The organism is Wolbachia endosymbiont (group A) of Cydia splendana (assembly GCF_947179475.1).
GTDB classification, from domain to species: Bacteria; Pseudomonadota; Alphaproteobacteria; order Rickettsiales; family Anaplasmataceae; genus Wolbachia; species Wolbachia pipientis.
In genome coordinates, this window is sequence record NZ_CAMXBP010000001.1 from 202,725 (window position 1) to 218,709 (window position 15,985).

Sequence of the window (15,985 nt, forward strand, 5' to 3'; positions counted from 1 at the left end):
TTGTAATTTTCTTGTTGACTAACGAGACGATATCTACTTTTCAATAAACTCCATTTGCATTTCTTGTATACTGCTTTCTATTTGCTTTATTTGTTCTATCAACCTTTTCTCTAAGTCAAGATTACCGCTCAGCCTCGCTTCGGTTCTTTCTTTTCGTAATGCATTTAACTCTTTTAGTAACACTATATTATTCCACACAATTTCTGCAGATTTTCTCTCGTTCAGTTGGCTATTTAGTACACTAGTTTTTTCAAATACATACTTTATAACGTTAAACTGTTTCAATTCTTGTAACAAAGCCTCTTTATCGAGTTTGCTTTTGTTACTTATTACATCAATTATACGCTGTTGTAATCTTTTCATCTCATTAGTAAATTCAAAATGAGAAAATTGCTCAAAAAATATAGGACGGTTCAAGATTTCAGGAAATTCTACGGCTATACGCAAAATTACGGCCTGATTTTGCTCTGCTTCAATTAGCTCTGGAGATTTGTTATGAAGATACTCACCTTTTGTTGCTCTAGTTTTACTATTAAAAATCTGTTTTTTGAAGCTACTTCTTAGTTCACTAGCCTTATTGTAAAAATAATCTCTGTAATACCTTCTAATACTGCTGTTGCTAATAGTATTTACATATTCCATGAACTTGTGCTCAAGAATTGAATATTTTTCCGGAGCAAGTTTTTCATAATTTTGCAAATTGCTATCGATTATGTGATGCCATAAATATTCAGAATGAAGTTTTGTTGAGTGATCAAGCGCAATCAATACGTCTTCTTTCTTGTATTCCAGTTCGTTACATATATCGTATGGATCTTTATTACTCGGCAAAGTCACAAATTTTAACGTGTATCCAGGCTCTAATATTGGCAGAGCAAGTTCTGCAACTCGAGTAGCAGCATGACGTCCAGCACTATCGCCATCCATACAGATGGAGATTTCTTTAGCAAATCTCCATAGATTTTTTATCTGCTCTGCAGAAATTGCGGTACCAAGCGGAGCAACTGCATTACTAATTCCTGCTTGATGTAGCGCTATAGCGTCCATATATCCTTCAACAACGAGTATGTGCTGTTTTTTACGTATTTCGCTTAAAGCAAAGTTTAATCCGTATAAATTCTCCCTCTTCTTGAAGAGCTGACTCTCTGGACTGTTTAAATATTTCGGCTGTTGCTCAGAACTTAGCGCACGTCCGCCAAAACCAATAACTCTCCCTGCAATGCTCTGTATAGGAAATATCAGCCGGTCATAAAAATAATCATGAAAATTTTTGTTTACTAATCCAATATCAATTAAAATTTTGTCTTCAATACCTGAAGAGTTTAAATACTCTTTCAAACCAGAGCTTGGTGCATAACCTATCTTAAATTTATCTATGATTTTAGGTGAAATCTTACGCTGCTTTAAATAATCTACAACACTTTGATTTTTTTGTGCAAACCAATTTGCAGCTAAATCAAGCGCTAAAAATAGTTTATTGTCCTCTTTTGTAATACTAAGACTTTTGGGCAGTTCAACACCTGTAACCGATGCTAATCTTTCCAATGCTTCTTTAAAGCTTAATCCTTCAGTTTGTGAAATAAATTCAAATACGTCACCATTAGCTAAGCAACCAAAACAGTAATACAATCCTTTAGTATTACTTACCGAAAAAGATGGGGTTTTTTCGTTATGAAATGGACAGAGCCCAACAAAACTATCTCCTCTTTTTATTAATCTGACTTTTTTACCTACTAGGTCGGATAATAATAATTTTGATTTTATAATATCTATATGATCCATCTTGTTAAATTAGTAGTAGGATAAAAATTATATAGAATTTATACACATCTGACTCGAAATTTATTTCTATAACTAAAGCAATTTAGATTTACCGACAATGTAGCTATACAAATTCAAGAGCAATCCTGTCATCCAGGTAGCCCACAGAAACAAAAAACTTCCTTGACAAACCTCGCCAGCGCCCTTATCATGAAACTGAAGCTATTTATTTATCTTCTCTGTACAGATTAAATGACAAAAAAACTCAACGTATCTGGCGTCTCATGTTTAATTTTTTGCACTATGTGCACCTTATGTCTTTATCAAATTTCCGGGTTTTGACCTACACAAGCTGAAATACGCTTATAAAGCATTTAAAACATTAAAAAACGCCAACTTAAAAAATGGATAGTGAATAACTAGCTACCCTAGGGTTTCTTTTGCCTTTTTTTCTGTTTAGTAAATTTCTTAACGTTTATAATTTAGATTAGTTGCGGCTTAAAAGCAGCTAAATCGCGGTTATTAAGTGTTTAGAATAAAAAAACGCCATACTTGAAAGTATAATGTAAGTAATTAGCCAACCACGGGGCTTCTTTTGCCTTTTTTTTCGTTTGGTAAATTTCTTAATATTTATACAGAAGGTGTCATTCCAGTGCTTGACACTGGAATGGCTTTGTTGCATCGCTCTTCGGATAGTAGGTAACGCACAATAAATTTATGAAGCTATCTCAAATTTAGCCATACCAATATCAGTGAACTTATTGAGCAAATAGCATTTAACAAGTAGTTCCTTCTCTCTATTTGTCTCAGATTTATTCCTAAAACTAAACCCGAATGTTTGTTTCAGTCGCGAGAAAAAACTTTCTATATAAGATCTTTTTCCGTAGTTTGTTTGCCTTTTCCACCTCTTCATTCCATCTTCGCTGCATGATTTTATTAGTCTAATTGCAGCATTTCTCTCAGCCATATAGTCTAACTTTGGATGCTCTGCTGCGTTGTTTTTCGGAGGAATTTTCGTTTTTATACCATATTGATTACACAGCTTATAGAGCTTTTCTCTGTCATATGCCCTATCTGCATATAGTACTTTTATGACATACTGAAAATCGACTTCTTTTAGCAAATCACAAGCTCCATAGTGATCAGCCGTTACTGTATTTTACAGCTATGGCTTTTTTGCTGTTTGTATTCAACATTACATGCAATTTTCTTGTCTGTTCATAGCTGCGATACTTTCTATCTTCGCTATTTTCTTTGCTATGACCAGGAGTGTTGTTGTATATACTAATTCCTGTACTGTCTATAGCAATTTCGATATCTTCCATATTATTTTCTGCAATCATTGATCTTAATATTGAGTTTCTTAAACCTTCTTGATGATTGTGAATAGCTGATAACTTGCAAATTTTTCCCAATTTGCTCAAGGTATCCTGCTATAAACCCAACTGTTTGCCTCAGGCCTATTCTAAATAAACAAGTTATTATGTGCACCAAAATTACAACTTTATCGCTATAAATATTGTTGCCACCTGGTATTTTTGGACCATTCTCGTACCACTTTTCTATGGCTTCGTTGATATAATGAAAAATATTTCCTCTTTTTTCTAGAAATTTGTTATATTCGCTATGGTTACTGACCCTCATTTTTTGTGGCATATTTTTTCTTTCAAGGTTAAATGGCTATTTTATAATGAATTTTGTCAGTAGCCACCAGATTTTTTCAGTTGCTATGCAACAAAGCCATCCCAGTGTCAAGCACTGGGATGACACCATTTGTTGTAAACTCACTTTTACTCTATGGTTATACTACCTTGCTGCTATCCTGAACGGATACAGTGGGCTTATTAAATTATAGAATTACTTTAGCTATAGAATAAAATCTAGTGTTACTTCACGCCAAATGTGGTGGTGCTGAGTAGGCAAGCCGGTCAATGGGCTACATTTATATACTGCACGCATTGCATTATCTGCTATCGACCTGAAAAGTGGATTATTTCGATAGGAATCACTGTCTGCTACATCCGCCATAATTATCTCGCCTTGACTGGATAACAATAAGTTAATTTTTATATTAAAATTTTCTTTGTAAGCTATGCTTTCAGGAATGCTCCAGCATTTTGTGAGCTTTTCTCTTATAGAGTTAATAATTTCTGTTACAACTAATTCATCCTTTTTGCTCTCAACGCTTTTTTCGTTTCCTATTTCATTCTTTGCCTCTCTGACATCCCTTCTTAGTTTCTTCTCTACACTTTTTTTTCTTTTTGGAACAGGAATGAATTCTTTACCCTCGTTAATAATGACTTCTTCTTGCATTTCGATAATTTGCCTCGGTTGTGCTACAACAGTGTGCTCAACTATTTCTTTTTTCCTTTGTGGTATAGGAACAGCTAACGTATCATTCGTTTGGGCTTTTGTTGAAGATAACGAAAAAAGCAAAAAACAACATAAAGACAAAAAAAGAATATAATTAGAATAGAAAAAACGCATATGTTAAGCAGCTTGTTTTACTGGTTTAAAGCTAATATTGCACGTAAAGTCAATATATTTTAGTTGATGGACAAGTTTGAAGTAAATAAGGAATCCCTTCAAAGTTGCAGGCAAGCGAAAGATTGTCTTCTCGACAGACAAAGGAATTGTATAATGGATTAAAAGGAATCCTATGACAAGAATTATAGCAAAAGAATATACAGAATTTTTAGAGCAGTTGAAAGATCGTATTGCAACAAGCCGTTATAAGGCAGCGCTTGCAGTAAATAGTAAGCTTATCTTGCTCTACCATTATATTGGAACAGAAATCTTAAAACGGCAAAGAGAACACGGCTGGGGAGCTAAGGTAATTGATCAATTAAGTAAGGATTTGAGAAGTACATTTCCAGAAATGAAAGGCTTTAGCATGAGAAATCTGAAGTATATGCGTAAGTTTGCCGAAGAATATCCTGATGTTGAATTTGTGCAGGAGCCTCTTGCACAATTAACTTGGTATCACAATATCACTCTTTTGGAAAAAATAGAAAGTCATGAAATAAGATTATTTTATGTAAAAAAAGCTATTGAACATGGCTGGTCACGTAACATTATGGTGATGCAGATAGAACTTGGACTACATAAACGTCAAGGAAAAGCAATAACTAATTTTAAAGAAAAATTACCATCTCCACAATCCGATCTAGCACATTACACATTAAAAGATCCGTATATTTTTGATTTTTTAAGTATAGGTAAGGATGCTCATGAAAGAGAAGTAGAAAAAGGACTCGTAGGGCATATGGAAAAATTTCTGTTAGAACTCGGTGAAGGATTTGCATTTGTTGGTAGACAATTTCATTTAGATGTTGGTAATAAAGACTTTTATATTGATTTATTATTCTATCATTTAAAGTTACGTTGCTTCGTAGTGATTGAACTAAAAGATAAGGATTTTAAGCCGGAATATGCTGGTAAAATGAATTTTTATCTTTCTGCAGTTGATGATTTACTGAAGCACTCGACAGATCAACCTTCTATAGGGTTAATCTTATGTAAATCTAAAGACGATGTACTTGCTCAATATACACTTCGAGACATGAACAAGCCAATAGGGCTAGCAGAATATCGAATAACTGAAAATCTACCAGAGAACATAAAAACAGCTTTACCGACGATAGAAGAATTAGAAGCTGAATTATCCAAAATTTCAGACGAGGAAAAGTAATGTTACTAAAATCATTCAAACAATTATTTAGCAAACCAAAAGCTCAGTATGAAATGCATCAGGATCAGGAAGAAGAGTGGCAGCCAATAACTTACTCTCTCATAGCCTTGAAACTTTGGAAGCAAACAGTAACGGAGTAAGTGATTTTTATGGATTACACGCTCTAGGTGCACTATCCTATATATCATACGGTCAATACACTCTAAATGAGATGGAAAGATGAAGGCATCATTATAGCTGCTAAAAAATACGGCGATAAAAACTTAATTCTTTCTCTGTTTACAAAAAATCATGGAAAGCGCAGGGGATTAACTAAGCTAACAAACAATAGCAATTATAAGTTTCAGATAAGTAATCTATTACATGCAGAATGGAGTGCTAAGTTACCTGAAAATCTAGGTTTTTTTAAGTGCGAATTAATCGAATCTCCATTCCATCATTTCTTTCAAGATAGGTTAAAAAGCATTACTATTGTTTCTTTCTCCTCTATTTTAGAAAAAGTGCTTCCAGAAAGTGAACCCTGTGCCATGCTGTATGACAATTTTCGATATTTCATCGATGTAATTAAACACAACAATCAGTCTTGGCAAAGCCATTATCTTAACTTAGAGCTTCTGCTTCTTACGCAATTGGGATTCAAGTTAGACTTATCCAAATGCGCTGTAACAGGTGTTAAGGAAAATCTGCAATTTATTTCTCCAAAAACTGGTAGAGCAGTGTCAAAAAAAGTAGGAGATTATTATGCAGATAAACTCCTACCTTTTCCACAAATGTTGCATGATGTATACAATAATACCCTACAAAACAGCTACTCATTCCAAGAATTTCAGTTAGGACTGAAAGTCACAGGATATTTTTTAAATAAGTATCTATTTTTGCAGTTAAACGTGAAATTTCCAGAGCTGAGAAACCTCATGTTGTCGCTTTAATCTTAGTTATCATTTTTTTGAAATCATTTCAGAAATCTATAGCTAACCCAAGCAACACGTCATACCGCGATTCATTCCATAGCTGTACAAACATTCATTTTTGAAGGTAAATTGCACAGCAAATGGTGTCATTCCAGTGCTTGACACTGGAATCCAGAAATTTTGCTTATAACTGAGCTGATGAGCTAAAGGTAGTTGTCTTACGCTAAAACAAACGTTTTTAATTAAGTTGCATAGAAGCTGGATCCCAGTGTCTGGGCACTGGGATGACATCCCACTGGTGGGAATTGCTCCCAAACTACAACGTTCGTACAGTTGTGCGCGGTATCTCAGCATAGATTCCGCTAACGAGTAGCGGAATGACGGTTGTCGGTAAACTTAAGCCACTTTAGCTATAGCCAGTAACCACTCTATTTCTACCACTGTTTTTTGCTTTATATAAATATTTGTCGGCACGTACTATAAATTTTTTAATATCATCAAAGTCAGATCCTTGCATTTCTGCAATTCCAATGCTCACAGTTACATTATGGGTTGTATTTTTATCCGCAAGTACAAAAGGTTCTTTAGCAATAATTTTTCGTATTCTCTCCGCAATAGTATACGCATCTGATACATTGGTATCTGGCATTACAACAACAAACTCCTCACCACCAAACCTAGCTAGTAAATCTGTCACTCTGATATTTTCAGAAATTCTTTTCTGTATTTGCTTTAAAAGTTCATCTCCAGCACTATGCCCAAAACTGTCATTCACTATCTTAAAATAGTCTATATCAAGTATCATAAGAGACAACCTTCTATCCTTTTCCACAGAGTCCTTAACAATGTTTCTTAAGTGTGCATCAAAATATCTTCTATTATAACAGTTAGTTAATGGGTCCTTTATAGACATTTCCGCATTATTAAATAAATTCATTCTCAAGGCATCTTGATATCTTTTGCGTTTTACTTGCGAATTAACCCTTGCTATTAGCTCACCCTCATCCAAAGGTACTGTTAAATAATCATTAGCACCTACATCAAGTGCTTTTACTAAATTGTTTTTATCATAATCCTCAGAAAGAATCAGAATTGGTGTATAACGTGTTTCCACCTTACTACGAAACTCAGAACACAAACGCAAGCCGTCAGTTTTTGAAAATTGCATATCAGAAATGATCAGGTCGTAACCATTCTCAATACCAACCTTCAATGCTTCCATTGGATCACTCAGTATTTTAATTGACCTAAAGCGTTGCTTTAATATATTATATATCTGCTCTGCTTGATGAACATCCTCATCTATAACAAGTATGTTAGCATCAAAAATCTGATTGGAATAATCCATAATACTGTTTCCTGCGACTCCACCAATCTCAGCGTTAGTTTCTCCTCTCAAACGCAATTCATCGATAATCATCTTTAAGCGTGTGAGAGACTTAATTCGTGCAGATAAAGCAGTTTCGTTTATTGGTTTAGTCAGAAAATCATCCGCGCCAGCATTAATACCTTGCACTCTATCATGAGTATCATGCAGCGCAGTTACCATAATTATTGGAATATGGGTTGTCAAGGGATCACTCTTTAGCTCCTTACAAACTTCAAAGCCATTCATCTTTGGCATCATGATATCAAGTAATATAATATCAGGCTGCTGCTTTGCTACTAAATCTATAGCTTCTTCACCATCATGAGCTACGATAACCGTATAGTACTCTGCTTTTAGTCGAGCTTCTAAAAGCTTGACATTAGATAGTACATCATCTACTACCAGAATCTTCGCTGTCATTATCTTTAGATGTATTATCTATATCGTAAGTAGGATAAAGCTTACCATTTTTACCAACTATGTAATTTACTTTCTCAGTATTACACTCTTTATATAAGTCTTCAATTCCGGCATCCTTCAATAACCTTCTGGCTTTTAACCTTACAATTGTAAAATACCTATATATAGTCTTAATAAAATCAATAAATACAGGTACCTTATTTTTATCAAGAACAATTATGCTCACTAAAGCTACAACTAAAATTTCTGAAAGACCTATATTGAACATTTTCCTATGAAGCAAGTACTTTAATCCTTCTGATTATAAATATTAATTTGCTTAAATCAAGTTTAGAAGCAACCATCTCATCTAAAAAACTATTATAACGTTCTATGTAGTCCTTATCATCACAAGCCCAGGTTTGAACCTTATCTTCGGGGTTATCAGTAGCTTTTATGACTTTAACAGCTAGCTTGTGATGGTAATTGCTTAAATCGTCCAATAAATCATTAACTAAGCTGCGATCCCAATAAGAAGAGCGGCTTTTCATCTTGATGGCAATTGTTCTAATCAGATCGAATCTTAACAGCGACTTTAACTCAAAGTATATTTTACCAGCATCAAGAATGGACAAAGATGTCTGTTCAGCAACAGATATAATGTCCAGTGCATAAGCAAGAACGCATAGATCAGCAACTTTTTTTGCTAGATCTTTATTTATATTAAGTTCTACTAAAGAAGTTGATCCATGGCTATAGATCTTTAATAGGTGTTCATCTAAAACATCAGTTAAGTTCTGGCCTAAAGTTTCAATTGCATCTTTAAATTTTGTAACATCATCCAATTCTACAAAGCTAAGCTTGCCAAGATTTTTCACTAGCCAAAATGATACTCTGCCAATAAATTTCTGCACGTTCCTCACTATTTGTAAGTATGAGTTAACATCAATTTTTCCATCCAATTCATCAATTTTCTGCCACAGGCTGTTTAAATCATACAGGTGGTTAACAACAATATATATGTTAACCGCTTCTTGTATCTTAATTCCAGTGTTCTCAGCCAAATTATTGATGAATATACAGCCCATTCTATTCACTACATCATTTGCAATGCAAGTAGAGATAATTTCTCTACGAAGTTGGTGTTTTAATATGAAATCCTTAAACTTTGTTACCATCTTTTTAGGAAAATAACCTAGCAAGTAGTCATGAGATATAAGATCTTTTTCAGACAGATCGGAATGTATAATTTCATTTTTTATTGCTGTTCTAGCATAAGACATTAGAACAGAGAGCTGAGGAGAACTGAAACCTTCTGCACCAGTTAACATCCTTGCTATCTCTTCTTCAGTTGGAAGAAATTCTACGCTTCGGTTTAACAGCCCAGATTTTTCTAAACTGAGCAGTAACCTGTGGTGCTGCTCCAATCTCTCTTTAGCTTGCAAACACTCAAGAAGTAATGCTTTTGTTTCAATTTTGTTGTGGTTCTCAAGCACTTTGGATGCAACTTCATCCACCATACTCGCCAGTATTTCATTCCTTTTTTCTAAAGAAATACCCCCTGCTTTCATAGCTGAAACAAATGCAATCTTAATGTTAACTTCAAGGTCCGAACATATCACTCCGGCTGAATTATCAACAAAGTCTGCATTGATATATCCACCTTTTTCAGCATATTCTATTCTTCCAAACTGTGTACAACCAAGATTTCCACCCTCTATAAACATAGAAGCTCTAATATCTTTACCATTCACTCTTAACTCATCGTTTGCTTTGTCACCGACCATGCTATGATTTTCACTCTTTGCCTTAACAAACGTGCCGATTCCTCCATTCCATATGAAGTCCACTTTTGCTTTCAATAGATATCTAATCAAATCACTTGGAGGTAGCATATCTTCTGTTATATCAAAGCACTTTTTTATTTCTTGAGAAATGTTTACTTGCTTACTGCTACGCTCAAATACTCCTCCACCCTTAGAAATCAAATCTTTATTATAATCCATCCAAGTTGAAAATGGTAACTCAAAGAGACGTTTACGCTCTGTGAAACTCTTTTTTGCATCAGGGTTTGGGTCAACAAAAATATGCATATGGTTAAATGCGCCGATTAAATGTATATTTTTTGAAAGCAGCATACCATTTCCAAATAAGTCGCCAGCCATATCCCCAATTCCAATAACAGTTGCATCCTGGTAAATATCCTTATTCATTTTCCAAAAATGCCTCTGTGCTGCAATCCATGCACCTTTGGCTGTAATACCCATTTTTTTGTGATCATAACCTGCTGATCCACCAGATGCAAATGCATCGCCAAGCCAAAAATTGTATTCAGAGGCTATCTGGTTGGCATAATCAGAAAATGAAGCAGTGCCTTTATCTGCTGCAACTACCAAGTATGGATCGTCTTCATCATACCTAATCACATTCTCTGGTGGAATTATTTCACCATCAACCACGTTATCAGTAATATCAAGCATTCCTCTAATAAAACTCTTATAGCACTCAACACTTTTCTCTCTTAAAGTATCTTTGTCTTTATAAACTTGCTTAATTACAAACCCACCCTTTGCGCCAACAGGGACAATAACCGCATTTTTTGTCATCTGAGCTTTCATGAGCCCCAAAACTTCAGTGCGAAAATCTTCCGTCCTATCCGACCACCTTAAGCCACCACGGGCTAATTTCCCTCCTCTTAGATGTATTCCCTCAAAAAGGTTTGAATAAATATATAATTCACGATACGGACGAGGATCAGGCAAACCATTCACTTTACTTGAGTCAAATTTTATGGATAAGTAGGGTTTATTATCTTGATAATAACTGGTCCTTAAAATAGCCATTATCAAGTTAAATATCGAGCGCAAAACGTAATCATGTGAAACATTGCTGATCTCTTTTAGAAGTTCCTCAATTTTTTCTCTGACAATGTCTGTAGTTTCTGCTCTATCAATGTCTATGTTAGGATCAAATCTTGCATGAAATAGTTGTATCAAATACTTTACTACTTTTGGATACTCTGAGACTACCTTTTGGATATATTCTGGGTTGTAGTTAAATGACGTCTGCTTTAGATAGGCACTTAGCGCTCTAATCAGAAGCACTTCCTTCCACTTGAGCCCAGCAATAATGATCAAACTATTGAAATAGTCATTTTTAATTTCCTTGCTAAACACTTTCGCAAGTGTTATTTCAAATTGCTCTTTTAGAGTAATGTTGTCTATTAATTCATCGACTCTTGACAACACAAAATGGTGTATCCATATTCCACCGTTAATTTCTATGTAATAGCCATTATGAGATAGAATTTTAGCTCCCAAATTCTTAGTGATCCTTAATATCTTCGATAATTCAAGGCCTCCATTGTTTGGAGTATAAACCTTTAATTGATAATTAAGATTATCACGAGTAAGTCTTAAATCGACCTCGCTAACTCCTTTCTTCCTCACTATCTCCAATTTTTTCATATCGTAATATGCGTCATGAGGTTCGAAACTCTCTTGATAGCTTATTGGAAATGCCTTGCAATAACGGATGAATATATCCTCAACAGTGCTAAAAGTATTGTATAAATTGTCTATAAAACGATCTTCCCACTTTTCTGTAATGTTTCTTAATTTGTTTTCGATACGCAAAACTTCATCATCAAGAACGCTAGCATTTTTGGTCTTTAGCACTACATGCAATTTCATCAAATCATATTCATTGATAATGTGATTGTTATAAATATCTGAACTTCCTGCACTTGTCTCATCCTTCAATATGTCACGTATCTTGAACATTAGCCTAGCGCTAGCATAACGCATCGGTATCAGCACTATGCAACTAATAAAATCCCCGACTCTTCTTAAAAATAATCTGACCCTTGGCCTAATCGCAAGAGACATGATCGAAATGCAAATTTTAAATAATTCGTCTTCATTTGATTGGAATAATTCATCACAAGAGAACACTTGCAAAATAGAAATCAAAGCTTTATTGTTGTGGCCCCCGGTTACAAATCCTGCATTTTTTTCTATAACTTTAACTTTATCTTTTATTATTGGAATAGTTCGAATATCTTGGACCTCCGCTACAGAAGTAAATAGCCCGAAAAAACGCCGTTCCTTTACTACATTACCCTGGTCATCAAATTCTTTTACTCCTATACAATTCATGTATGTACGCCGATGGACTATTGAGATTAGATCTGATCTCAATATGTATAGGGAATCAAGGTTTGCAGAAGGAATCAACGTACTTTGACCTACTCTCATCAGGCCAAGGTCCTTTTTGCCATCACAGACGAGTTTTTCATCTTTACCAGCAATATATTCTTGATAACCTAGAAATACAAAATTATTATTCTTTAACCAAACTAGAAAATCTTTTTGCTCTTGATTTCGGTCTGGTGTCATTCCAGTGCGTGACACTGGAATCCACGTGTCCTTTTCCTGGATCCCAGCTGGGATGACAGAAAGACTTGCCTCATCAAGTTTCTTGAGCATTAAGTGCCAATCTTTCACAACGCAATTAACCGCTTTCAGCGTTTTCTGTAGAGATTCTTTTAATGTATCAACAAAGCTGTCACTTATACCTTTGATAATTACATATATGACTGACTCTTTGACTCCATTGCTTTCTTCCAAAGAGTAAATCTCGTCTATTAGGCCATCTTTTCTTTTAATGTTAATTATGCTGTTGCTGTAATAGCATATGGTTAAATCGTGCGATTTAATAGTTGCAATAACAGAATCAACCAAAAATGGCATATCATCGTTTGTTATCTTAATCGTGGTAAAATCGCCTTCTATTCCTGGTATATCATCTATATTGCTTACTACTAACTTACTTTCATCTTTCTCTTTTTGAGAAACAAAATTGTAAGCATCGTTTACAATATATAGCAAAAACTTATCATTGGCTTTTAGGTCGCTTTTATAAACAAAACTATAAAAATACTTAATGAATTTTTTAATTTTTTCTTTATCTTGCTGATTTTCTTGATCAGCTAGCTTAAATAAAGACTCAGTGTCAACATTATGATCTATACACATTTTTTTTAACAAAAATACACAGTCAACTTAAACCTTTTTAACTAAGATTTCATTATCAAGAGCGTACACTATTAGCTCATCATTTTCTACTACTTCCCCTGATAAAACTAATTTAGCTAAATTATTTTGAATACACTCTTGTATAACCCTTTTTAAGGGCCTTGCTCCATATTCAGGGTCATAGCCAGTTTGTGCTATTAGTTCTTTAGCTTCCTGCGACAAACTTATACTCAGTTTACGCTTAGCAAGTGTTTTTTGTAAATAAGAAAATTGAACATCTATAATTTTATAGATGTCATCTCTGGTTAAACTGTGAAATATAATAATTTCATCCAGCCTGTTTAAAAATTCTGGACGAAATGTTGATTTAACTATTTGCATCACTTCATTTCTTACAGAATCAACATTCCCTTTTAGCATTATCTCAGCGCCAAGGTTAGAAGTTAAAATCAGTATGGTGTTGCGAAAATCAATTAATTTACCATGACTATCAGTGAGTCTCCCCTCATCCAAGATCTGTAGCAATAGATTAAATATATCTGGATTTGCTTTCTCGATTTCATCAAACAGAATAACCTGATATGGCCTTCTTCTTACCGCTTCAGTTAATCTGCCACCTTGTTCATAGCCAACATACCCTGGAGGCGCGCCAATTAGCTTTGAAACAGAATGTTTTTCCATATATTCTGACATATCAAAACGCAGAAGCGCTGATTGATCGTCAAACAGAAATTCAGCTAAGGCTTTCGCAAGTTCGGTTTTACCAACCCCGGTTGAGCCTAAGAATAAGAATGAACCAAAAGGTCGATTAGTATCTTGCACCCCAGAGCGGGAGCGCCTAACTGCATTACTTATCGCTTCTATTGCATCTTTTTGCCCTATTACTCTTCTTCCTATTTCATTCTCCATGTTAAGGAGTTTTTCCTTTTCACTATGCATCATATTATCAACTGGAATTCCTGTCCACTTTGAAACAATGTTTGCAATATCATCTCCAGTCACTTCTTTCTTTAAGAAACTATCAGTAACCTTTTCCTGATTTTTTAATTCATTCTCAAGCTGAGGGATCACACCATACATCAGCTCTCCTGCTTTTCCTAAATTTCCACTCCGCTGAGCCAATTCCAGCTCTTTTCTAGCGTTATCTAATTTTTCGGCTGTTTCTTGTATTCTAGCTATTTTATTCTTTTCCATCTGCCATTTGCTGTTCAAGTCAGCAAATTTACTGTTTAGATTTTCGATCTCTTCATTTATCTTTTTTAAACGCTGTTTAGAATTTTCATCACTTTCTTTTTTTAAAGCCTCTGCTTCAATCTTTAGCTGTATAACCTTTCTCTCAAGTTCATCAATAACTTCAGGCTTGCTATCCATTTCAATTCTCACCCTACTTGCTGCTTCATCAATCAAATCAATTGCTTTATCAGGTAAAAACCTATCTGTTATATATCTATTGGACAACGTTGCAGCAGCAATTATTGCACCGTCTGTAATTCTTATACCATGATGCACCTCATATCTTTCCTTCAAACCCCTGAGTATTGAAATGGTATCAGTTTCAGTTGGTTGAGAAATAAACACGGGCTGGAAACGCCTTGCAAGTGCAGGATCTTTTTCTATATGCTGACGATATTCATCTAAAGTTGTGGCTCCTATACAGCGAATTTCTCCACGCGCAAGAGCAGGCTTTAGCAGATTCGAGGCATCCATTGCACCACTTGTTGCTCCTGCTTCAACTAAAGTATGAAGCTCATCTATAAACAAGATAACTTTTCCCTCCGCTCTCGAAAGCTCATTAATAACTGCTTTTAACCTTTCTTCAAATTCTCCTCTAAACTTAGTGCCAGCAATTAGTGCTCCAAGATCCAAAGCTAAGACCTTTGCATCATGCAAACCAAGTGGTACATCGTTTGCAACAATTCTATTTGCAAGCCCCTCAACTATTGCAGTTTTTCCAACACCAGGTTCACCGATCAGCACTGGATTATTTTTTGTCCGCCTCAGTGATACCTGCATAGTTCTTCTGATCTCTTCATCACGACCAATTACAGGATCAAGCTTTCCTTGCATAGCAAGCTCTGTAACATCTTTTGTATATTTCTTTGCCGCATTTAATTTTTCCTCACTGTTTGGCGAGTCCGCACTGCTGCCCTTTCTCATTTCTGCAACAACTGAGTTCAGTTTTTGTGGAGTCACACCATTCTCTGCCAGAATTTTGCCTACAGTATCATCTTTTTGTGCAGTGAGGCCCTGCAGTAAACGCTCGACAGCAACAAATGAATCTTTATTTCTCTTTGCAATACCAATTGAATCTTCAAAAACTTTTGCTATTTCTCTTGAAAGTTGAAGGCCACCACTTCCTGGACCTTCAATTACTGGCAACTTTTTTATTGCACTATCCACAGCATCGGAAATACTCTGCACATTTCCACCACAAGCGTTTATCAAATCCTGAACTAAACCTGATTCATCTTCAAGCATCACTTTTAGTAAATGCTCAGGCATAAAAATCTGATGCCCAGCTCCCAACGCTTTCATCTGAGCACTTTGAATTAGACTTTTTGCTTTTTCGGTAAATTTATTTAAGTCCATAACACCAGTTAAATTCGTATTTGCTGATGTATATAACAACTGATTTCATAAATTTAAACCTAAAGTTGCTTATTGTTAAGTATGAAATTTAAAACTTTCTTAAAAAAGGAACTATCATAGTAACCATACAAATATCTTGTATCTCAAGACCTTTGGTTTTTGTTGCTGAAAATGGTTGTATTATTTAAGTTATTAACAATATACAATACTAAGTTAATGTAATTTATTT

At 34.9% G+C, this 15,985-nt stretch carries 11 protein-coding genes and 1 pseudogene; 4 read left to right on the top strand and 8 right to left on the bottom strand.

Going from position 1 to position 15,985, the window contains the following annotated elements; all coding sequences use genetic code 11:
* Positions 1-33 precede the first annotated feature (33 nt).
* Positions 34-1,782, bottom strand: a complete 1,749-nt coding sequence (dnaG, locus tag OM961_RS00975) for a DNA primase (RefSeq protein WP_264339165.1) — start codon at positions 1,780-1,782, stop codon at positions 34-36.
* Positions 1,783-2,476: 694 nt separating this feature from the next.
* Positions 2,477-3,417: pseudogene (locus OM961_RS07505) on the bottom strand (IS5 family transposase).
* A gap of 41 nt (positions 3,418-3,458) precedes the next feature.
* On the opposite strand from OM961_RS07505, the gene OM961_RS00995 reads away from it, so the two are divergent.
* Complete coding sequence (locus OM961_RS00995) at positions 3,459-3,587, top strand: hypothetical protein (RefSeq protein ID WP_264339166.1); 129 nt, start codon at positions 3,459-3,461, stop codon at positions 3,585-3,587.
* 40 nt (positions 3,588-3,627) lie between these two features.
* On the opposite strand, the gene OM961_RS01000 is transcribed toward OM961_RS00995, so the two are convergent.
* Positions 3,628-4,248: a hypothetical protein gene (locus OM961_RS01000; protein WP_264339167.1), complete on the bottom strand. Its 621-nt coding sequence runs from the start codon at positions 4,246-4,248 to the stop codon at positions 3,628-3,630.
* A 172-nt stretch (positions 4,249-4,420) separates the two neighbouring features.
* Here OM961_RS01000 and OM961_RS01005 point away from each other — a divergent pair, with 172 nt between their 5' ends.
* The 3 genes from OM961_RS01005 to recO all read left to right on the top strand — a co-directional run bounded on the left by OM961_RS01005 (position 4,421) and on the right by recO (position 6,381).
* Positions 4,421-5,452 (top strand): PDDEXK nuclease domain-containing protein, encoded by a 1,032-nt coding sequence (locus OM961_RS01005; RefSeq protein WP_264339168.1) that lies wholly within the window; start codon positions 4,421-4,423, stop codon positions 5,450-5,452.
* On the top strand, positions 5,452-5,592 hold the full coding sequence (locus OM961_RS01010) for a hypothetical protein (RefSeq protein WP_264339169.1): 141 nt from the start codon (positions 5,452-5,454) through the stop codon (positions 5,590-5,592). Before OM961_RS01005 ends, OM961_RS01010 begins: the two co-directional genes overlap by 1 nt.
* 66 nt (positions 5,593-5,658) lie before the next feature.
* Entirely contained in the window at positions 5,659-6,381 is a 723-nt protein-coding gene (gene recO, locus OM961_RS01015) for a DNA repair protein RecO (protein ID WP_065094880.1), read from the top strand.
* Positions 6,382-6,423: 42 nt separating this feature from the next.
* On the opposite strand, the gene OM961_RS01020 is transcribed toward recO, so the two are convergent.
* Genes OM961_RS01020 through clpB form a run of 5 tightly spaced genes read right to left on the bottom strand, consistent with a single transcriptional unit; the run spans position 6,424 to position 15,756 of the window.
* On the bottom strand, positions 6,424-6,717 hold the full coding sequence (locus tag OM961_RS01020) for a hypothetical protein (RefSeq protein ID WP_264339170.1): 294 nt from the start codon (positions 6,715-6,717) through the stop codon (positions 6,424-6,426).
* 52 nt (positions 6,718-6,769) lie between these two features.
* A complete protein-coding gene (locus OM961_RS01025; protein ID WP_264339171.1) occupies positions 6,770-8,152 on the bottom strand; it encodes a PleD family two-component system response regulator in 1,383 nt (460 codons plus the stop codon).
* Positions 8,124-8,420, bottom strand: coding sequence for a Sec-independent protein translocase subunit TatB (tatB, locus tag OM961_RS01030; RefSeq protein WP_010082258.1), 297 nt, complete (start codon positions 8,418-8,420; stop codon positions 8,124-8,126). The genes OM961_RS01025 and tatB overlap by 29 nt, the downstream gene beginning before the upstream one ends.
* A 4-nt stretch (positions 8,421-8,424) precedes the next feature.
* Positions 8,425-13,167, bottom strand: coding sequence for an NAD-glutamate dehydrogenase (locus OM961_RS01035; protein ID WP_264339576.1), 4,743 nt, complete (start codon positions 13,165-13,167; stop codon positions 8,425-8,427).
* Between the two features lie 27 nt (positions 13,168-13,194).
* Entirely contained in the window at positions 13,195-15,756 is a 2,562-nt protein-coding gene (gene clpB / locus OM961_RS01040) for an ATP-dependent chaperone ClpB (protein ID WP_264339172.1), read from the bottom strand.
* Between the last annotated feature and the right edge of the window lie 229 nt (positions 15,757-15,985).